Annotated in this window: 22 protein-coding genes and 1 tRNA gene; 11 read left to right on the top strand and 12 right to left on the bottom strand. The window is 65.7% G+C overall.

Going from position 1 to position 19373, the window contains the following annotated elements; genetic code table 11:
- Positions 1 to 2 precede the first annotated feature (2 nt).
- Entirely contained in the window at positions 3 to 356 is a 354-nt protein-coding gene (locus tag ACWPWT_RS00305; RefSeq protein WP_007404566.1) for a HesB/IscA family protein, read from the top strand.
- 207 nt (positions 357 to 563) lie between these two features.
- Here ACWPWT_RS00305 and ACWPWT_RS00300 read toward each other — a convergent pair whose 3' ends face one another.
- Genes ACWPWT_RS00300 through thpR form a run of 3 tightly spaced genes read right to left on the bottom strand, consistent with a single transcriptional unit; the run spans position 564 to position 2377 of the window.
- Positions 564 to 1226, bottom strand: a complete 663-nt coding sequence (locus tag ACWPWT_RS00300) for an HAD-IA family hydrolase (protein WP_261269709.1) — start codon at positions 1224 to 1226, stop codon at positions 564 to 566.
- Between the two features lie 17 nt (positions 1227 to 1243).
- Positions 1244 to 1780, bottom strand: a complete 537-nt coding sequence (locus tag ACWPWT_RS00295) for a superoxide dismutase family protein (RefSeq protein WP_261269708.1) — start codon at positions 1778 to 1780, stop codon at positions 1244 to 1246.
- Between the two features lie 42 nt (positions 1781 to 1822).
- The gene (gene thpR / locus ACWPWT_RS00290; protein WP_261269707.1) at positions 1823 to 2377 is read right to left on the bottom strand and encodes an RNA 2',3'-cyclic phosphodiesterase; all 555 of its coding nucleotides are present in this window, start codon (positions 2375 to 2377) and stop codon (positions 1823 to 1825) included.
- A 123-nt stretch (positions 2378 to 2500) separates the two neighbouring features.
- Between thpR and ACWPWT_RS00285 the strand changes: the two genes are divergently transcribed.
- The 4 genes from ACWPWT_RS00285 to ACWPWT_RS00270 all read left to right on the top strand — a co-directional run bounded on the left by ACWPWT_RS00285 (position 2501) and on the right by ACWPWT_RS00270 (position 5285).
- The gene (locus ACWPWT_RS00285; protein WP_261269706.1) at positions 2501 to 3247 is read left to right on the top strand and encodes a Bax inhibitor-1/YccA family protein; all 747 of its coding nucleotides are present in this window, start codon (positions 2501 to 2503) and stop codon (positions 3245 to 3247) included.
- Positions 3248 to 3323: 76 nt separating this feature from the next.
- Positions 3324 to 4103: a transglutaminase-like domain-containing protein gene (locus ACWPWT_RS00280; protein ID WP_261269705.1), complete on the top strand. Its 780-nt coding sequence runs from the start codon at positions 3324 to 3326 to the stop codon at positions 4101 to 4103.
- Positions 4104 to 4167: 64 nt separating this feature from the next.
- A complete protein-coding gene (locus ACWPWT_RS00275; RefSeq protein ID WP_261269704.1) occupies positions 4168 to 4434 on the top strand; it encodes a hypothetical protein in 267 nt (88 codons plus the stop codon).
- A 293-nt stretch (positions 4435 to 4727) separates the two neighbouring features.
- Positions 4728 to 5285, top strand: a complete 558-nt coding sequence (locus tag ACWPWT_RS00270; protein WP_261269814.1) for a hypothetical protein — start codon at positions 4728 to 4730, stop codon at positions 5283 to 5285.
- A gap of 19 nt (positions 5286 to 5304) precedes the next feature.
- Here the strand turns inward: ACWPWT_RS00270 and ACWPWT_RS00265 are convergent, their stop codons facing one another.
- The 3 genes from ACWPWT_RS00265 to ACWPWT_RS00255 form a co-directional block, all read right to left on the bottom strand.
- A complete protein-coding gene (locus ACWPWT_RS00265; RefSeq protein WP_261269703.1) occupies positions 5305 to 6036 on the bottom strand; it encodes an extensin-like domain-containing protein in 732 nt (243 codons plus the stop codon).
- Complete coding sequence (locus ACWPWT_RS00260; RefSeq protein ID WP_454278089.1) at positions 6036 to 6794, bottom strand: NUDIX hydrolase; 759 nt, start codon at positions 6792 to 6794, stop codon at positions 6036 to 6038. Before ACWPWT_RS00260 ends, ACWPWT_RS00265 begins: the two co-directional genes overlap by 1 nt.
- Before the next feature lie 77 nt (positions 6795 to 6871).
- A tRNA-Ala gene (locus ACWPWT_RS00255) sits at positions 6872 to 6947 on the bottom strand.
- Positions 6948 to 7196: 249 nt separating this feature from the next.
- Here ACWPWT_RS00255 and ACWPWT_RS00250 point away from each other — a divergent pair.
- Together ACWPWT_RS00250 and ACWPWT_RS00245 are read left to right on the top strand one after the other, a co-directional pair.
- Entirely contained in the window at positions 7197 to 8474 is a 1278-nt protein-coding gene (locus ACWPWT_RS00250) for a DUF2171 domain-containing protein (RefSeq protein WP_454278088.1), read from the top strand.
- Between the two features lie 104 nt (positions 8475 to 8578).
- Positions 8579 to 9562, top strand: a complete 984-nt coding sequence (locus tag ACWPWT_RS00245; RefSeq protein WP_454278087.1) for an NADP-dependent oxidoreductase — start codon at positions 8579 to 8581, stop codon at positions 9560 to 9562.
- 48 nt (positions 9563 to 9610) lie between these two features.
- Here the strand turns inward: ACWPWT_RS00245 and ypfJ are convergent, their stop codons facing one another.
- A complete protein-coding gene (ypfJ, locus tag ACWPWT_RS00240; protein ID WP_454278086.1) occupies positions 9611 to 10528 on the bottom strand; it encodes a KPN_02809 family neutral zinc metallopeptidase in 918 nt (305 codons plus the stop codon).
- 128 nt (positions 10529 to 10656) lie between these two features.
- Here ypfJ and ACWPWT_RS00235 point away from each other — a divergent pair, with 128 nt between their 5' ends.
- Entirely contained in the window at positions 10657 to 11442 is a 786-nt protein-coding gene (locus ACWPWT_RS00235) for a 3-hydroxybutyrate dehydrogenase (RefSeq protein ID WP_454278085.1), read from the top strand.
- The gene (locus tag ACWPWT_RS00230) at positions 11439 to 12056 is read left to right on the top strand and encodes a DUF4893 domain-containing protein (protein WP_454278084.1); all 618 of its coding nucleotides are present in this window, start codon (positions 11439 to 11441) and stop codon (positions 12054 to 12056) included. The genes ACWPWT_RS00235 and ACWPWT_RS00230 overlap by 4 nt, the downstream gene beginning before the upstream one ends.
- Here the strand turns inward: ACWPWT_RS00230 and ACWPWT_RS00225 are convergent.
- The 4 genes from ACWPWT_RS00225 to aceA all read right to left on the bottom strand — a co-directional run bounded on the left by ACWPWT_RS00225 (position 12005) and on the right by aceA (position 15271).
- Positions 12005 to 12673 carry a hypothetical protein gene (locus tag ACWPWT_RS00225; RefSeq protein WP_454278083.1) on the bottom strand — a complete coding sequence of 223 codons (669 nt, stop codon included), beginning with the start codon at positions 12671 to 12673 and terminating at the stop codon, positions 12005 to 12007. The genes ACWPWT_RS00230 and ACWPWT_RS00225 overlap by 52 nt on opposite strands.
- 8 nt (positions 12674 to 12681) lie before the next feature.
- Entirely contained in the window at positions 12682 to 13641 is a 960-nt protein-coding gene (locus ACWPWT_RS00220) for a cation diffusion facilitator family transporter (protein ID WP_454278082.1), read from the bottom strand.
- Positions 13642 to 13815: 174 nt separating this feature from the next.
- Entirely contained in the window at positions 13816 to 13974 is a 159-nt protein-coding gene (locus tag ACWPWT_RS00215; RefSeq protein ID WP_261269694.1) for a hypothetical protein, read from the bottom strand.
- A gap of 19 nt (positions 13975 to 13993) precedes the next feature.
- A complete protein-coding gene (gene aceA / locus ACWPWT_RS00210; RefSeq protein ID WP_454278081.1) occupies positions 13994 to 15271 on the bottom strand; it encodes an isocitrate lyase in 1278 nt (425 codons plus the stop codon).
- Positions 15272 to 15464: 193 nt separating this feature from the next.
- Here aceA and ACWPWT_RS00205 point away from each other — a divergent pair, with 193 nt between their 5' ends.
- Positions 15465 to 16859 carry a helix-turn-helix domain-containing protein gene (locus ACWPWT_RS00205; protein ID WP_454278080.1) on the top strand — a complete coding sequence of 465 codons (1395 nt, stop codon included), beginning with the start codon at positions 15465 to 15467 and terminating at the stop codon, positions 16857 to 16859.
- A 50-nt stretch (positions 16860 to 16909) separates the two neighbouring features.
- The gene (locus ACWPWT_RS00200; RefSeq protein ID WP_454278079.1) at positions 16910 to 18961 is read left to right on the top strand and encodes a putative bifunctional diguanylate cyclase/phosphodiesterase; all 2052 of its coding nucleotides are present in this window, start codon (positions 16910 to 16912) and stop codon (positions 18959 to 18961) included.
- On the opposite strand, the gene ACWPWT_RS00195 is transcribed toward ACWPWT_RS00200, so the two are convergent.
- Positions 18946 to 19341 (bottom strand): response regulator, encoded by a 396-nt coding sequence (locus ACWPWT_RS00195; RefSeq protein ID WP_454278078.1) that lies wholly within the window; start codon positions 19339 to 19341, stop codon positions 18946 to 18948. The genes ACWPWT_RS00200 and ACWPWT_RS00195 overlap by 16 nt on opposite strands.
- Positions 19342 to 19373 lie beyond the last annotated feature (32 nt).

Raw genomic sequence — 19373 nt, 5'->3', positions numbered from 1 at the left:
CCATGGCGACCACACTCCGCCCGCGTCCTGCCGCGTTGAACCTGACGCCCTCCGCCGAGGCGCGGATCGCCGACCTGATGGCGCGTGCGCCGGAGGGGGCGATCGGGGTCAAGCTGTCGACGCCGCGCCGGGGATGCTCGGGCCTGGCCTATTCGGTGGATTACGTCACCGAGGCCAAGGCGTTCGACGAGAAGATCGATACGCCCGGCGGCACGCTGTTCGTCGATGGCGGCTCGATCCTGTATCTGATCGGGTCGACCATGGACTGGGTCGAGGATGACTTCACGGCGGGCTTCGTGTTCCAGAATCCCAATGCCAAGGGCGCGTGCGGGTGCGGGGAAAGCTTCACGGTTTGAGGGGAGGGGGGCTTAGCCTTCGACCGCGCTCAGGCTGAACGGGGGTTGGGAAGGGCAAGCAATCTCTAGCCCGTTCCCCGGCGAAGGCTGCGGCCCAGTTGCGATGGCTTTTCAATGGCGGGGGGCATCTGCCTCCCAGGCGGCGATATCCCGCCATCGCGGCCGGATGGAAACTGGACCCCGGCCTTCGCCGGGGAACAGGTGGGATCAGACCCGGTGTTCGAGCTTCAGGCTGGCGCCATCCCACTCCACCGCCAGGTCGCGATAATCCGCCACCGTCGCATGGGGCGTATCCATCGCCCCCCGATGCGTCTCGGTAATTACCACCACCGTCATCCCCGCCGCCTCGGCCGCCGCGATCCCGGCGGGGGCGTCTTCGAAGGCCAGGCAATCCTTCGGCGCGACGCCTAGCCGCTTGGCCCCGAGCAGGAAGCCATCGGGCGCGGGCTTGCTCCGCTCCGCATCCTCCGCCGTCACGAACACGCCGGGTAAAGGCAGCCCCGCCGCCTTCAGCCGTACCTCCGCCAGCCGCTTGGGTGCAGAGGTGACGATGGCCCAGCGATCCGGCGGCAGCGCGGCCAGAAACGCGGCCGCGCCACCGATCGGCACGACGTCGTCCACATCCAGCATCTCCGCCTCGGTCAGTGCATGCGCTTCTGCGATCGGATCTATGCCGGGCAGGTTCAGCCGCCGGATCGTCTCGACCGACTGAACCCCGTGGATGGTCGGCAGGAACGCCGCGACGTCCAGCCCCTGCCGTGTCGCCCAGACGGTCCAGGCGCGTTCGGCGGAGGCGATCGAACTCAGGATCGTCCCATCCATGTCGAACAGGAAACCGCCAAAAGCGCGGGTCGGCAGGGCTTTGGTCATCGGCGCTCCAGCGAGGATCAGTTGGCCTGGAACACGCCGCAGGCGATGCGGCCGCCGCTATTGCCGCTCGGATCGGTCTTCAGGTCGTCGGCGGCGGCATGGATGACGATCGCCGAGCCGTCCGCATCGAGCAGTCCCGCCATGGTCGCACCCGGCAGCACGACGCCCAGCGTCCCGCGCCCGTCATTGCCGACGGTCATGTTGGGCATATCGCCCTCATGCGGACCCTGCGGGTTCATGCTGCCATGCTGGCGCTGCGTGGGGTTCCAGTGGCCGCCCGCCGTGGTGAAGTCGGGCGCGTCGCAGCGACCCACGGTGTGGACATGGACGCCGTGCATCCCGGCCGGAACGTTCATCGCGTCCAGCGTGATGCGCAACCCGCCCGCCACCTCGGTCGCGGTCGCGCGTCCGGCCTCGACACCGGTGCCGGTGCGTAGGCTGGCGGTTGCGCTGGGACCGCCGGGGACCGGGGAGCCGGTTTCCATCTTGTTCTGGTCGCAGGCGGCCAGCCCGAGCGTGACTACGGCGCCGGTCATCAATGCGATATATTTCATGTCGGAAGCTCCCTGATCGAAAGAACTATAGGCGGTCCGGCCTTATCGTCCACCGGTATCGAGCGGCCAACGCATCACCGGTTCATAGGATGCGCCCCCATGCCCCAGGTGACTTTGATAGAGCAGGATATGCTCCATGGCGAAGGGGGCGCTGGACAGGCCGGCGTGAACAGCGCGCCACCCCTCGATCTCGGGGGCGGCGCCCGCGGAGCGCGGCAGCCGGGCCAGCGTGACATGCGGGCGATAGGCACGCGAATCCGGCGGCAGGCCGGCCCGCACGCAGGCCTGATCCACCTTGCGATGCAGGTGCGCCAGCGCATCCTGCGGGCTGACATCGGCCCATAGGGTGTCGACCCGACCGCGATGATCGAACACCCCGACCCCCGAAATCCGGACGACGGGTGCGGGGGCATGGACCTGGCCTAGCGCGGCGGCGACATCCTCCGCCACCGGGCGATCGACTTCGCCGATGAAGCGCAGCGTCAGGTGAAGCTGATCGTCATCCTGCCACCGGGCCTGCGGCACGCCGTCCATGACGTCGGACAGCAGGTCGCGAATGGCAGGGGGCGGGCGAAGGGCGACGAACAGGCGAAGCATGACAAAACATGTCTATCGCACTCTGTCGGCGCGACGGGAACCTCTCCCGCTTGAAATGAGTCACGAACGGGACGATATTTCGCGTAACCGGCATCTGGCCGGGCAAAGGAGCAATGTTTCACCATGGCAAACTGGTCTGATCCACGGCCGAGCGCCGCGCCGTTCGGTACCACAGCCACCACGGGCTCGACCGCCTATGATGCGGGTCTGCGCTCGTACATGCTGTCCGTCTATAACTACATGACGTCGGGTGTGCTGCTGACGGGTATCGTCGCGCTGCTCTTCGCATGGGGCGGGCGCGACAGCATGGCCGCGCAGGTCTTCCTGAACGGCGGTCCGCTCAAATATGTCATCATGTTCGCGCCGCTCGGCTTCGTGTTCGCGCTGAGCATGGGCGTCAACCGGATGAAGACCTCGACGATGCAGATGCTGTTCTGGGCATTCGCGGTCGTCATGGGTCTGTCGCTGTCGACCATCTTCCTGGTCTATAGCGGCGGTTCGATCGCTGGCGCGTTCTTCGCGACGGCGGCGGGCTTCGCGGCGCTCAGCCTCTATGGCTATACCACCAAGCGTGACCTGTCGGCGTTCGGCACCTTTCTGATCATCGGTCTGGTCGGCCTGATCGTCGCCAGCGTGATCAACATCTTCCTTCAGTCGGGTACGATGGCGCTGGTCATCAGCTTCGTCGGCGTGCTGCTGTTCGCCGGTCTGACGGCCTATGACACGCAGCGGACTAAGGAAATGTATTATCAGGTGCGCGGCACGTCGATGCAGGACCGCGTGGTCATCATGTCGGCGTTGAGCCTGTATCTCGACTTCATCAACATGTTCCTGTTCATCCTGCGTCTGTTCGGCTCCAGCCGCGACTGATCGTCAGGTAACGGATTTGGACATGGGGCCCGGCGGTGTGTCCGCCGGGCCTTTTTTCGTGGAAGGAACATGGCCCATGCGCCTGTCGATCGAAGTCACGCTGGACTATGGCCTTCGCGAGGCCGCCGACATTCTGCTCCAGATCGAGGTGGCGGCGATGGCGGATCAGCGGCTGGAGCATCAGGCGCTGACCATCTGGTCCGACCACGGCGTCACTGCGGTGACGGGCGAGGAGGGCATCGGACAGCGATGCTGGGTGCGTGCGGACCATGCCCTGATGGCGCGCTATGAAGCGGTGGTGGAGATTGCGCGACCGGTCCTGCGACTGGACGCCATGCGGCCGACCCCGGCGCGGGCGCTGACCGGCGATCTCATCCCCTATCTGCTGCCCAGCCGCTATTGCGAGTCCGACCGGCTGGAGGGGTTTGTGCGGCGGCGTTTCGCGGGTCTGTCGGGCGGGGCGATGGCGGCGGCGCTGATCGAATGGGTCTCGACCCGTTTGACTTATCAATCAGGCAGTTCGAGCGGACTGACCACCGCGCTCGATACCTTCGGGATGCGCAGCGGCGTGTGCCGCGACTATGCCCATCTGCTCGTCGCGCTGGCACGCGCGGCGGAGATTCCGGCACGCTGCGTCTCGGCCTATGCGCCCGGCGTCGATCCGCCCGATTTCCATGCGGTTGCGGAATTGTGGCTGGAGGGGAGCTGGCATCTGGTGGACGCGACCGGCATGGCCCGCGCCGACGAGATTGCGCGCGTCTGCGTCGGTCGGGATGCGACCGACATCGCCTTTATGACCGTCTTCGGCGAGGCGCAGCTTTGCGATCAACGGGTGGTCGTCCGCCGTCTCGACTGAAGCGGGCAGGAACGCTTGCGCGGGCTGGCTCGTTGGTCCGGTCCACTCGTGATGGGGAAGTGACATGAACGACAGCATCGACGACCGCGCGCTCGACAGCGTATCGGTGGCGCCGGGCGGCGAACAGGCCGAACAGGGCAACCGTCCGCGTCCGCCCGAGCAGGATGCCGGGCAGGACCCGGACATTGCCGGCGGTCTGGCGAAGAACCCTGAGGATGTCGACGCACAGCTCGACGAAAGCCTCGACGAATCGATGGACGCCAGCGATCCGCCCTCCATCACCCAGCCTGGCCGCGATGGCCCGGCGGAATCGTCCGGCTTCAAGGAATAGGATCGCTGATCCTGCGATCCGGGCGGAGGAACGGCCTCTGGCCTCCTACTCCGCCCGGCCCGGGGGTGGCTGGGCCGTTCGATTTCCGGCCGCGTGACCATGAAGACGGCCTGCATCCCTTTTGCCTCTATTTTTCCGGCCTTTGTGGAAAATGATTGCCGCGATAACCGTTCGTCGCAATCAATGTTGCGGCGCGGCGAATTTCGTGGTCGTTTGCCTAAGGCCCGTTCAGCGTTGCGTTAACCTAATTGGCGCAGGATGATCGGGTAGTTACGATGGGCGGGGTAAAGGATATGGGATCGAGGAACCGACCGGCCGAAGGCACGATGACATTGGCCGAGATGAAGGAGTTTGCGGGCTTCGCCGCAGCGACGCAGCGTTACATCCGCCGCTCGCTCGACATCGGGCTGGACCGCGAGGATGCGATGGCGCGCTGGTCGCGCGATGTGGTCGAAGCGGCAAGCATCCGCGCCCAGGCCCGGCTGTATCGCAACCTGCCCGAAATCCGTCACCTGATCCCGGTGGACAGCGGCCTGGAGGCGCTGGAGCCTTTCATGGCTTCGTCCGTGACTATCGCGGCGTTCGACCTGGGGCAGGGGCGGCTGACCAGCTTTTCGGCTTTCCGCTTCCTGTATGAGCGGCTGATCGGGGCAGAGGTTCGCCCTTGGCTTCCCTCGGTCTTCTGCGCGGCGGCGGCGCTGCCGCACCTGCACCCCGAATTGCGGCGCAAGCTGCTCCAGTCGATCAGTGAGGCGGCGGCCACCGCCTCCGGCTGGTCGAGCCGTCAGCCCGCCTTTTTCCCCCATTGGGTGGAAAAGGTGGATAGCAACGGCACGTCGCTGGCCAATTGATCGCATCCCGGCGCGCCCGTCAGCGGCAGGCGCGCCAGCCCATCGGCCCGCGATAGGCCTGATCCAGATGGAAATGGTCGGCATGGGCCGCATTGTAGTCGGGTGACAGGGTGGTTGCGAACAGATCGCACGCATCGTCGCGGACCTGGCGGAGGAAGCGCCCCACCGCGCCCTGATCGCGCCAGTCGCGCACCACGCTGATCCGGCGTCCGTCGCTTAAGCGAAATCCCGCAATATCCACGGCATTGGCGCGGGCATGTTCGCTCCAGTCGCTGGAACTCCGCCCATTGATCCGGCGGCAATTGTAACTGCCCAGATGGTCGATCGCGACCACCTCCGCCCCCAACAGGGCGCGTGCGGCGGGCTGGACGCTGTTCCACTCCCAAAGCGCGAGCGAGGCGGCGACTGGGCAGGAGACGCCCAGTGCAGCGGGGCGGTAGCCGATCGCGCGCGCGCCGCCGGATGCGAAGCGGACCGCATCGTCATAGCCGCACTGCGCCTCCGGCGTTCGCGCAGGCAGCGCGGTATAGGCAATCCCCGCCTGGTCGAGCAGCCCGCGGCACTTGGCAGCGTCCTGGGTCAAGGCGGTCAGCTTGCGCCCGGTAAACAGTCCCACCGGCTGACCGAGGTCAAGCGGGGCCCAAGGCACGTCCTGCGGCCGCTGCCGCATCATGCCCCAGAGCAGGAGCGCCAGCACCGCTGCCCCGGCGATCACGACCAACAGGGTCGTCCATCGCCGCAACGCGCGCATCAGCCGCGTCTGGCGGCGGAAAGGGGTTCCGAGGTGATCGGATAGCCCAGATCGTCGGGTATGCAGATCGATGGCACGCCGTCACGCTCCGCCTGAAAGGGAATGATCCGCCGGATCGGCCATGCACGCGCATCGGCCTTCGCGGATAGGAAATCGCCATACTGCGCCAATCGTTCCAGCGTCCGCCGGGTCGGGAAGATGATATGGATCTCGCCCCGATCCGCCGCCGCGAGCGTCGCACGGGCGGTCAGCCATTCGGCCCGCGCGGTCTCCCCGCCGTCGATAACGGGCGTGGAGGCGTCGCGCGGGACCTCCGCCAGATAGAAGCGCGCATCGAACCGCCGAACCGGTACATGCTCGGGGCACCAGCGGGCGAAGGGGGTCAGTATGGTCTCGTCTATCTCGACATGCCGTTCGGTCAGCGCCGCCGTAAAGGCTTGCCCTTGGGCCAGATCCGCGCGGATGGACGCGACCGTCATGTCGTCCGGGTGGGGCACCAGCCCGATCGCCAGCCCGACCTCCTCGATCGTTTCGCGAATGGCGGCGATGCGGGCGGCGCTGTCGTCTGGATCGGGGGCATGGGGAGGGACCATCGCATGATCGCCGGGGTCGACCCGGCCGCCCGGAAACACCATCGCTCCACCCAGAAAGGCCAGCGTCGCGCCGCGTTCGACCATCAGGATTTCGGGCGGAGCCCCGCGCTGCGCCGCTTCGCGCATCAGGATCAGGGTAGCGGCGGGAATAGGATCGGGCATCATCGCCAGGTCAACCTGCCGGATCGCACAATGTCAGCGATGGGAGGAAATAACACCGTCGCACAGTCCGGTGAAAGGGGTGGTGGAGCTGAGGGGAATCGAACCCCTGACCTCTGCAGTGCGATTGCAGCGCTCTCCCATCTGAGCTACAGCCCCGCCCCATATTCCGACCATGGTCGGGAGCGACGCCATTAGCTGGTGATCGAAAGCGACGCAACACCGCATCGCCCGCGGGCGGCAAATTTTTTCGGCCACGATCAACCCTTCGCTTCGGGCATTCCGTCGTGCGAAGCGCCGTGTCGACGGAACAATGTCTTGATCTGCCTCATTGAAACCATCGGAAGGCACGGCCCGCCAGACGAGCGGCGTCGGCCCCCGCAGGACCGATTTTCAGGAGGGTTTAGGATGGCTTACGATCGCTATTCCCGCGACGCCAATCGTGGCGGTCGCGACTTCGACTATGGCCGGGACTATGGCTCGGGGCGGGACTATACCTATTCCAGCGCACGCGATTACGAAGCGGCGGGCGCCTTTGACGATGACCGTAACGACAACCGGAACGATAGCCGCCGGGGTTATGGCGCGCGCGATTATGGCCACCAGGGTTATGGCCGTCAGGGCTACGACCAGAATGAGGGCTATCGCGGTTCGCGTCAGGAATTTGGCGGACGCTATGGCCAGGGCCGCGAAAATGAAGGCCGTTATGGCGAAGGCCGCTCGGGCGACTATGGCCGGGACGGCTATCGCGGCGGCCAGCGCGATTACGGGCGCGAAGGCTATCGTCCGTCGGGCTATAGCGACACGGCACGCGGCTATGGCGACTCCGCGCGGGGCTATGGCTATACCGGCGACCGCTATGGTCGTGATGACCGGCAGGACCGGGGCGACTATGGTCGCCAGCAGTCGGGCCGCGACTATGGCCGTCAGCCGCAGGGCTATGATTATGAGGATCGCGGATTCTTTGCCCGTGCTGGCGACGAGGTGCGTTCGTGGTTCGGCGACGAGGAGGCCGAACGCCGCCGCGAGGCCGACGCCAAGTTCGACGAGCGCTATTATGCCGCGCAGGACCATGACTATAACAACTGGCGCTCGGGCCAGATCGCCGCGCTCGACCGCGATTATGACGAATATCGCAGCGAGAACCGCACCAAGTTCGAAAACGAGTTCAGCAGCTGGCGCACCGAGCGCCAGGGCCAGCGCGGCCTGCTGTCCAAGGTGACCGAGCATCAGGAAGTGCTCGGTTCGGACGGCGCGCATGTCGGCACGGTGGACAAGGTGCGGGGCGACCGCATTCTGCTGACCAAGAACGACAAGGACGCGGGCGGCCAGCATCACTCGATCCCGTCGCGCTGGCTGAAGTCGGTCGACGACAAGATCACGCTGACCAAGACCGCCGAGGAAGCCAAGACCCATTGGCGCGATGAGGAAAATGCGCGCGCCATGTTTGGCGATCGCACCAGCGAGACCGGCTCGAACCGGTACGGCCAGTCGAATCCTTATGGCCAGTCGAGCAGCTACGGTCAGTCGAACAGTTATGGCCAGAACAGCCAAGGTACGACCGGCTCCACCAGCACGACCGGTCAGAGCACGACTGGCACCACCGGCGGCACCACCGGCGGCACGACCACCGCTGGCACCACCGGTACGACGGGCAGCACCTCGGACACCAACCGGGGTTATTGAGGACAGAAAACGTCACTGAATGGTGACTTTTCTTGGAGGGCTCGGGTGGACATCATCCGGGCCCTTTCCCATGTCCGGCGCAAATGATGAAAAGGATGACGGTTATGAAGGCATGGACACTCGCGGCCCGGCCCAAGGGAATGCCACGCCAGGACGATTTCGCCTTGATCGAGCAGGCGCTGCCCGAACTGGGCGAGGGGCAGGTGCGGATTGCGAACCGCTGGCTGTCGGTCGACCCTTATATGCGCGGGCGGATGAACGACGCGAAAAGCTATGTCCCGCCCTTCCAGTTGGGCGAGCCGATGCAAGGCGGCGCGATCGGCGAAGTGGTGGAGAGCCGCGCGGAGAATATCCCGGTCGGCACGTTCGTCAGCCATATGGCGGGTTGGCGCGACGAGGCGATCCTGCCCGCCCTGCATGTCCAGCCGCTACCCGATCTGGCGGTCGATCCGCAGGCGTTTCTGGGGCAGTTCGGCATGCCGGGCATGACCGCCTATTACGGCCTGCTCCAGATTGCGGAGGCCAAGCCTGGCGAGACGGTGTTCGTGTCGGCGGCGGCGGGCGCGGTGGGATCGACCGTGGTCCAGATCGCCAAGGCCAAGGGGATGACGGTCATCGGCTCGGCCGGTGGCGCGGACAAGGGCGAATGGGTGCGTTCGCTGGGTGCCGATGCGGTCATCGACTATAAGGCGGGCAAGCCGGTCGTAGAGGCGCTGGGCGAAGCCGCCCCGGACGGGATCGATGTCTATTTCGACAATGTTGGCGGCGATCATCTCGACGCGGCGCTGGCCCATGCCCGGCAGGGGGCCCGTTTCGCGATCTGCGGAATGATCGACGTCTATAATGAGGCGAAGCCGACCAGCCTCAAATATCTGGCGCGGCTGATCGGCAACCGAGTGCGGATTCAAGGTTTCATCGTCTCCGACTTCCAGGACCAGGCCGGCTTTTATCGCGACATGGCCGCGATGCTGAACGACGGGAAGTTGCAGCGCGAAGAGACGGTGTTTGAAGGGTTGGACAAGACGCCGGAGGCCTTCCTCGCGCTCTTCTCCGGCGGCAATAAGGGGAAGATGCTGGTCAACCTCTGATCCTCCTTGGCCGTCAACCCGGCTGATGCCGGGATGACGGCGCAGGGTTCAGATGGCCCCCGAAAACGTGTCGCACTGGGCCGGGTCGCCGGTCTCCATACCCCGACGCAGCCAGCGCATCCGCTGTTCCGAAGTGCCGTGGGTGAAGCTGTCGGGTACGACCCGCCCGGTCGCCTCGCGTTGCAACGTGTCGTCGCCGATCGCCCGGGCGGCGGTCATGCCTTCCTCGACATCGCCGGGCTCCAGCCGGTCGCGGTTCTTTGCCGCCCATACGCCGGCATAGCAGTCCGCCTGCAATTCCAGCCGGACCGACAGGGCATTGCCCTCCGCCTGGCCCGCCGCCTGTTGCGCGCGATGGACCTGTTCCGACGTGCCCAGCAGGGTCTGGATATGATGGCCGAACTCATGCGCGACGACATAATTGCGGGCGAAGTCGCCCTTCGCGCCGAAGCGGTTGGCCAGTTCGTCGAAGAATTGGGTGTCCAGATAGATTTTGCGGTCGGTCGGGCAATAGAAGGGTCCCACCGCCGATTGGGCGACCCCGCAGCCTGATTGGGCCGATCCGGCGTCCGGCTTGAAGAAGCGCAGGCCCGGCGCTTCGAACCGCTGGCCGCTCTGGGCGAAGATCTTCTCCCAGGTATTGTCCGCGTTGCTGAACGCCTGGCAGGTTTCGCGGCGTTCCGGCGAGACTTCGCAGACCTGGCGCGCATTCTGTTCACCCGATGAACCGGCGGAGCGGGTAACCGGCGCCGTGTTGCTGCCGCCACCGGTCAGCAACCCCAGCGGGTTCATGCCCAGCACGGCCAGGATGATCAGGACGACGATGATCCCGCCGCATCCGAAACGGCTGCCGATCAGCGGCAACAGCCCGAACAACAAGCCACCGCCACCACCTCCGCCGCCAAAGCCTCCGCCGCTCTGCGCCTCGCCGACGTCGATATCATTGTCATAATCGTCGAGCCGCATGGCACCGTCACCCCTTTGTCGCCTCGCCCGCCTATCGGGTCTTGCGGCATTGAACCCGCAAAGCCTTGCGGCGGTTGCACGACCGATAATCTGGCAGCATGGTGCGTGCCATACCAAGGGAGAATGGCATGTTCCTGAAGGGCAAGACGGCGGTGATCTCGGGCTCCACGTCGGGGATCGGGCTGGCCTATGCCAAGGCGCTGGCGGCGGAGGGCGCAAGCGTGATGCTCAACGGCTTCGGCGATGCCGAAGCGATCGAGGCGGAGCGGGTCGCGCTGGAAAAGCTGAGCGGTGCGGCGGCGCTCTACGACCCGGCCGACATGACCCGGCCCGATCAGATCACGGCGATGATCGACCGCGCGGTGGCGGAAACCGGATCGGTGGACATCGTCATCAACAATGCGGGCATCCAGCACGTCGCCCCGATCACCGAGTTTCCGGTCGAGAAATGGGATGCGATCATCGCGATCAACCTGTCCTCCGCCTGGCACATGATGCGCGCGGCCATCCCGCATATGCGGCAAAAGGGGTGGGGCCGGATCATCACCACGGCTTCCGCGCACAGCCTGGTCGCCAGCCCGAACAAGTCGGCCTATGTCGCGGCCAAGCATGGCGTCGTCGGCATCACCAAGACGGTGGCACTGGAAGTGGCGACCGACGGCATCACCGCCAACTGCATCTCGCCCGGCTATGTCTGGACGCCGTTGGTCGAGAACCAGATTCCCGACACGATGAAGGCGCGCGGGCTGACCCGCGAGCAGGTGGTCGACGATGTGCTGTTGAAGGCGCAACCGACCAAGCAGTTCGTGACGATCGAGGAGGTGGCGGCGCTCGCGCTGTTCCTGTGCCGCGACGAGGCGCGCTCGATCACCGGCGCGAACCTGTCGGTCGATGGCGGATGGACCGCGCAATGAGGGGCGCCACCGTCCTGCTGGCCGCGGGCCTGGCGGTGGGTGCGGTCGGCACCGCCGTGGCGCAGCGGGTCGAGCAGGCGTCCGACTGGCGATTGGCGGCGACCGAGGACGATCGCGTCCGCCTGCGCGGCTGGCGCACTGCCTGGGTGAAGGGGCTGGCCCAGGCGCGGGCGGGCGGTTCGGCGGCGGCCCTGGCGGAACTTGGTCCGCTCGCCAACCCCGACCACTCGATCGCGGACCCCAAATTGCCCGATGGTGATTATCGGTGCCGGACGATCAAGATGGGGTCGCAGGGGCGGGCGGTGCTGACCTATGTCGCCTATCCCTTCTTCCGGTGCCGCGTGTCGGAGAACGGCGTCCGTCTGACCAAGCTGGATGGGTCGCAGCGGCTGACCGGGCGCCTCTATCCCGACACCGACGCGCGCAGCATCTTCCTGGGCACGCTGATGCTGGGGGACGAGGAGCGGTCCTATGCCTATGGGCGGGACCGGGCGCGCGACATGGCCGGGGTGCTGGAGAGGATCGACACCGACAGGTGGCGGATCGCCTTTCCCTATCCGGCTTATGAGTCGGTGGTCGACATACTCGAACTCGTGCCTGCCGCCGGGGCCTGAACCACGGGAGCCGGGGCGGCGGGCGAAGCGGCGGTGGCCGTCGCCGCTCCGCTCGGCAACGGGGGCAGCGTCGCCAGATAGGCCTTGCCGTTCTGGCCGATGACGGTCACCTGGTCGGCATTGGCCTGCGCCACGGCCTTGAGGTAGGAGCGGGGCTTTTTCATCAATTCGGGATGGTCCAGCCCGACCAGCCCCAGCCGCCGCGCCGCCTCCTGCACGAAATGGACGCAGTTGCGGTTGTTGAGATTGTAACGCGCATCCCCCGTCTTTTCGTCCCAGGCGGCGATCAGCGCGAGTATGTCCGCATATTGCGCGTCGCTCATCACATAGGAGAATTGCGCGTCGCTGGTGGAGACATAGAAAGGCTTGGAGATGTCCAACCGGCCCTTGACGGTGCCCATCAGCAAGGCGGGCGAAATCGACTTGGCGGTAAAGCCGTAATTGGCGTCCACCGGCGCACCGGTGGCATCCACCGTCCCGCGCAGGCTGAAGAAGCTATGGGGGAAACTATTCCCCAGTTCATGGCTCCAGAAGGTGATCGTCACCGCCGCCTGTGCGGGCAAGGCGCAGCCGAGCCAGAGGAACAGGGCAATGGCGAGTCGCGTCAGCTTCGTCATGGCGGTCCTTATAGCGTTGCGGACGGTACGGGCGCAGCGGCATTTTCGTGTTTCTCGGGCCGGATATAGATGGAGGACAGGCTGGGGACGGCGCGTCGCAGGTCGTCCTCCAATATCTCGATCAGCGTTTCGGCTTCTCCCATGGGCAGGCTGTCGACGAAATCGGCGCTGATCGCCGCGAAGATGCTGTCGGGCGCGGTATGGATGGTGCGGACATGGTTGACCCGTGTGATCCACGGACGCGACGCGACGATGCTGCGGATCGTCTCCACCACCTTGGGTTCGGCGCGCTCGCCGATCAGCAACCCCTTGGCCTCGCGCGCCAGCAGGATCGCAACCAGCCCCAGCACCAGCCCGATCAGGATCGAGGCGACCCCGTCGATCCGCGGATCGTCCAGCGCATGGGACAACCACACGCCCAGCCCCGCAATCGCCAGTCCCGCCAGCGCCGCCGAGTCCTCGAACAGCACGATGAAGCCTGCCGGGTCCTTCGATTCATGGATCGCCTGCCACCAGCCGCCATCGCCCTTTGCGCGCGAAAATTCGCGCACCGCGATCGTCCATGACGCGCCCTCCAGCGCGAAGGCGATGGCGAGGACGACGTAGTTGACCGTCGGATCGCGGAGCGGCTCGGGCGTGCGGATATGCAGCCAGCCTTCATAGATCGAGATGCCCGCGCCCAGTGCGAAGATCAGGATCGCGACGACGAACGCCCAGAAATAGAGTTCGCGTCCATAGCCGAAAGGATGGACCGCATCGGGTGCGCGCCGCGCCCGCTTCTGGCCATAGAGCAGCAGGATCTGGTTGCCGCTATCCACAACCGAGTGGACGCCCTCGGTCAACATCGAGGAGGAGCCGGTGATCCCGGCCGCGATGAACTTGGCGACGGCAATGCCCAGATTGGCCGCGAGCGCGCCGTAAAGGACGAGATTCTCGCGTATCCGCGCGGTCAGGCCGGTTTCGGGCATGCGCGGTTAAGCGTGCGACCGTGGCGCTTGTTCCGCGCCACGAACAAACCCCGCCGACGATCGCCGGCGGGGTCGCTTCCTTCCCCAAGGAAGAGGGGGCTTCGACCTGATCGGCACGACCGGAGAAGGGCTTCGTGGCCCAGCGCCGTCCAGCCGAAGGCCGAAGCGCGACTCTCAGGACGCGATGCGGCCCAGCCGATGGTAGAGATGCGCGAATTTGATCGAGCGGGGATCGTCGGCGACGCGCTTGACGTGTTCGGCAAGGGCTTCCTTCAACAGCGCGAAATCCTCCGTGGAGAAGACGGCGCGGCTGCGTTGCGGTTCGGTCGGCATGGCATTTCTCCTTTGTGGGTCAGGCGGCCTGGACGAATTGGGCGGCTTCGGTCGAATGGGCCAGCGCGGTGGTCGAACTGTCGCCGCCCGCGACCAGCTGTGCGACCAGGTCGAAATAGCCGGTCCCTACCTCGCGCTGATGACGCGTCGCGGTGTAGCCATAAGGCTCGACGGCGAACTCGGCCTGTTGCAGTTCGGAATAGGCCGCCATGCCGCGATCGCGATAACCGCGTGCCAGCTCGAACATGCCATAGTTCAACTGGTGGAACCCCGCGAGCGTGACGAACTGGAACTTGTACCCCATGGCGCCGATCTCCCGCTGGAAGCGGGCGATGTCGTCGCGATCGAGATTCTTCTCCCAGTTGAAGCTGGGCGAGCAGTTATAGGCCAGCATCTTGTCCGGATGTTCGCGCCGGATCGCCTCGGCGAAGCGGCGGGCATCGGTCAGGTCCGGATGCGAGGTTTCCCACCACAACAGGTCGGCATGCGGCGCGAAGGCCAGACCGCGCTGGATGCAATGGTCGACCCCCGTCCCCGGTTTCAGGCGGAAAAAGCCCTCGGCCGTCCGCTCGCCGGTCAGGAAGGCCCGGTCGCGTTCGTCCACGTCCGAGGTGATCAGCCGGGCGCTTTCGGCATCGGTGCGCGCGCAGATGACGGTCGGAACCCCCGCCACATCCGCCGCCAGCCGTGCCGCGTTCAGATTGCGGATATGCGCCGATGTCGGGATCAGCACCTTGCCGCCCAGATGGCCGCACTTCTTCTCCGACGCCAGTTGATCTTCGAAATGCACCCCCGCCGCGCCCGCCGCGATATAGGACTTCATGATCTCGTAACAGTTGAGCGGGCCGCCGAACCCGGCCTCTGCGTCGGCGACGATGGGGGCGAACCAGTCGCGCGTCGCGCCGCCTTCGGCATGCTCGATCTGGTCGGCGCGCGCCAGTGTCGCGTTGATCCGCCGCGCCAGCTCGGGACCGGCATTGGCGGGGTAGAGCGACTGGTCAGGATACATCTGCCCAGCGGTATTGGCGTCCGCCGCCACCTGCCAGCCCGACAGGTAAATGGCCTTCAGCCCGGCACGGACCATCTGCATCGCCTGATTGCCCGACAGCGCGCCCAGCGCATGGACATAATCCTCAGTTCTGAGGAGGTCCCATAATTTCAGCGCCCCGCGCCGTGCCAGCGTATGTTCCACCGTGATCGAACCGCGCAACAGCGCAACGTCCGCCGGGGTGTAGGGCCGGGCGATGCCGTCGAAACGACCGGCGGGCGCGGGCACGAGGTCTGGAAAGCCGGTCATACAGCGTCCTTTACAAAAGCTCGGTTATTGACGTCCTTTCGTGACGCACTTTGCCGTCATGGAGAATGGATTGGGCTTCCATATCGGCGTCTTGCGGTCGGCATCACGGGTGCCCGTGATTGTATCTTTGTAAAGAATTGACAGGCTGCCTGGGTCGCTTCACCCTACCGGAAAAAGGCGATGGAGAGCGGCAATGGGCGGAGTGAAGCTGATTGCGGGCCATGCGGTCCGACGGGTGCGGCGGCAGCACGGGCTATCGCAGGCCGCAATGGCCGAGATGCTGGATATCTCGCCCAGCTATCTGAACCTGATCGAGCGGAATCAGCGGCCTGTCTCCTCCATGCTGCTCGTCCGACTGGTCGAGGCGTTCGATTTCGATCCGCGCAGCTTGACCGCGGACGCACCGGGTGGCGGGGCGGCGGCGATGCGGCGGCGGCTGGCCGATCCGATGTTCGCCGATCTGGAAATCGACCGTAGCGAATTGGAGGAATGGCTGGCGGCCGCGCCGGGAGGAGCGGAGGCCTTTGCGCGCGCCTTCGACCGGTGGGGCGGCGGAACCGGGGACGCTGGCGAGCGAAGCGCAAGCCCGGACCCGACCACGCTCGTCCGGCGCGAAATCGAGCGATGGCGCAACCACTTCCCCGATCTCGATGCGATGGCGGAAGGCTTGGCCGATGAGTTGCGGATCGCGGCGGGCGATCTGTACGGCGCGCTGGCAGAGCGGTTGCGCATTCGCCACGCGCTGACCATCCGCGTGCTGCCGGTCGATATCCTGCCCGATCGCCTCGTCCGGATGGACCTTCACGCGCGTCAGTTGCAATTGTCCGAACTGCTGGAGGCGCCGGCGCGGGTCTTCGCGCTGGCGGTGCAATTGGGGCAATGGGAAGCGCGCGCCGAGATCGAGGCGCTGGTCCGCGGCGCGGCCTTTGGCGATCGAATCGCGGAGCGGCTGTTCCGGCGTTACCTGGCGCAGTATTTCGCCGCGGCCTTGGTCATGCCCTATGCCCGTTTCCTGCGGGCGTGCGAGGCGACCAGCTATGACACGCCCATCCTCCAGCGACGCTTTGGCGTGTCGTTCGAGCAATTGGCGCACCGTCTGACCACGATGAACCGCGTCGGCGCGCGGGGCCTGCCCTTTTTCCTGATGAGGATCGACCGTGCGGGCCAGGTGTCGAAACGCTTCGCCGGCATGGCCCAGGCCGCGCTGGTCGAGGCGGAGAGTCTATGTCCGCTCTGGAACGTCTTCGGTTCCTTCGCGCGACGGGGGGAAAGCCTGTTTCAGGCGGTGGCGATGCCCGACGATACGTGCTTCGTCACCCTGGTCCGGGCCGAGCGCCGCGCTGGCGCGTCGGTGACGGGCGTAGAAGCGAGCTTCGCGGTTATTCTGGGCTTGGAGGCGGGGCTGGCACGCCATCTCGCGTCGGCGCGCGGATGCGATCCCGAGGGGGAGGCGGTGCCGATCGGGCCAGGATGCCGCCGCTGCCCGCGTGCCGATTGCCCGCAACGTTCCCACCCTCCGATCGGGCGCGCGATGCAGGTGCATGAACGCGAACGACCGCTCAACGCCCTGGTTTTTGCAGACGACTAAAGCCTCGTGCTTTCACGAAAAGGTAGGGAGTAACATATATCAATTCGCGCATGAGGTGGTTCACACGCCGGTTGCGGTCGATCGAATTCTGCTTTGCCGCGATGTTGACGGCTGTCTTTTCCATTTTCATGGCGCTGAGCGTGGTGAGTTGGATGTTCAACCGGCAATTGCTGTCGATGATCGATACCAGCCGCCGGATCACGGTCACGCTGGAGGGCTATGCCGCCAAGGAGGCCAGTCTACACCAGTTGCGCGGGTCCATCCTGACCATCGCGGCGCGTGGGGAGTGGCCGGGATCGGTATCGACCATGCAGCGAGACCGGGTACGACGCGCGATACTGGGCCAGATCGGCAAGTCGATGGTCGTCGATGAAACGCTGCCCGAACGCGTCCGGACGCCCGAGAAGCAGGTGCGCCTGGCCGAACGCCGCTTCGTTCGCGCGGCCATGGACCTGATCCGGCAGGCGCAGAAACAGCCGACGAACGTCGCCGCCGCCATACGTGGCTTCGAGCGAGCATCGCAGATGTTGCAGGCCCGTCGAGACATCCTCCGCCAGGCCCTAAGAGCGGAACTGGACGCGCGTGCCATACAAGTCGAGGCGCTGACCAGGCGCGCGCTCGTCCAGATGGCGCTGGCCGCCGGATATATGCTGATCCTGGTTGGTGGGCTGTTCCTGTGGCTGCGCTGGCGGATCATGCAGCCGTTGATGGCGATGGTCGCGGCCGTGCGTGCGATGAGTGTGGGCCATGCGCTTCCCCGACTGTGTTCGACCCGGCGGGCCGACGAACTGGGCGAATTGGCGCGCGGTCTTCAGGCCCTGTCACGCGCCGCGGAGGAGCGCGAACGCATTCAGCGTCAGGTCGAATATCTGGCGCATCACGACAGCCTGACCGGGCTGGCCAACCGCGTCGTCTTCGGCGAACGGCTGGCCAGCGCGTTGCAGGCCGGGAAACGAATCGCGCTGCTCGCTATCGATCTGGACGGGTTCAAGGGGGTGAACGACACGCTGGGCCATGCGCGTGGCGATGCCATGCTCCAACGGGCCAGTGCGGTGCTGATAGCGGCGGTGCGCGAAGACGATGTTGTCGCCCGGATCGGTGGCGACGAGTTCGCCATCGTCCATCATCTGCGGCCCGACGAAGAGGATGCCTCCGCGCTGGTCGACCGCATCTTCGCCATTATTGCCGCCGACCGCGACAGCCCCGCCATTCGCCTAAGCATCGGCATTGCCCTGTCGCAGCGGCACGGTGTCGAGAGCGACGAACTCCATGCCTGCGCCGACATCGCGCTCTACCGGGCGAAGGCCGATGGCCGCCACCGTGCCAGCCATTATGACGCCGCGATGGACGAGGAACGCCGCCAGCGGAACTGGCTGGCGCATGAGTTGCGCGACGCGGGGGCACGCGGTGACATCACGCTGGCGTTCCAGCCCATCGCCGATTGCGCGACGCGTGCGATCATCGGGCAGGAAGCGCTCGCCCGCTGGACCCACCCGGTGCTCGGGCCGATCAGACCCGACATCTTCATCCCCATCGCCGAAGAAAGCGGCCTGATCGTCGAGATCGGCCAGCGGCTGTTCCTCAACGCCTTGCACGCCCTTCGCCAATGGCCATCGCACTGGATGATGGCGGTCAACCTGTCGCCGGTCCAGTTGCGCGACCCACATCTTGCCACGCGAATGCTGTCGACGATCACGGGGCAGGGTATCGACCCGCGCCGGATCGAAGTGGAGGTGACCGAAGGGGTGCTGATCGACCACCGGGAAACCGCGACCGCCAACCTCAGCCAGTTGCGCGCGGCCGGCCTGCGCATCGTCATGGACGATTTCGGCACCGGCCATTCCTCGCTCAGCAGCCTGCAGCAATTTCCGTTCGACAAGATCAAGATCGACCGCAGCTTCACCAGCGCGATGGGGCAGCATGGCCCCGCTCTATCGATCGTCCGCGCCTCGATCGGGCTGGGGCGCAGCCTGAATATCCCGATCGTTGCCGAGGGGGTGGAGACGGAGGCGCAACATCGGATGCTATGCAAAATGGGATGCGATCAGATTCAAGGCTATCTGATCGGCCGTCCGATGACCGATCATCAGGAGGCCGCCTGACGATCGTCGCCGCTCTCCGCCAGTTTCTGCGTCAACAGAGCGATAATGTCGCGTGCGCTATAGGGTTTGGGAATGAAGTGCACGCCTTCGGGCAAGCCATCGGGAAGGTAGGCCTGGTCGCCCGACGTTACCAGAACCGCGACATGCGGATGCGACTCGTGGACGCATACCGCCAGGGCGGCTCCGTCGAGCGTGCCCGGCATGGCGACATCGGTAAACACCGCCTGAATCTCCGGATGCCGCTTCAGGGCGACCAGGGCGTCATCGGCGCTGGCCGCCTGGATCACGACATAACCCGCATCCTCCAGCGCAAACTGGACATGGATCAGCAGGAGCGGCTGATCTTCGACGATCAAGATGGTCGGGGGAGGACGCGTCATAGATGGGATATAAATCCCGGTTGCACGACGCG

This window comes from Sphingomonas sp. Marseille-Q8236 (assembly GCF_965112005.1).
The sequence above is the reverse complement of the archived record's forward strand: the minus strand, read 5'-3'. Positions and strand labels throughout refer to the sequence as shown.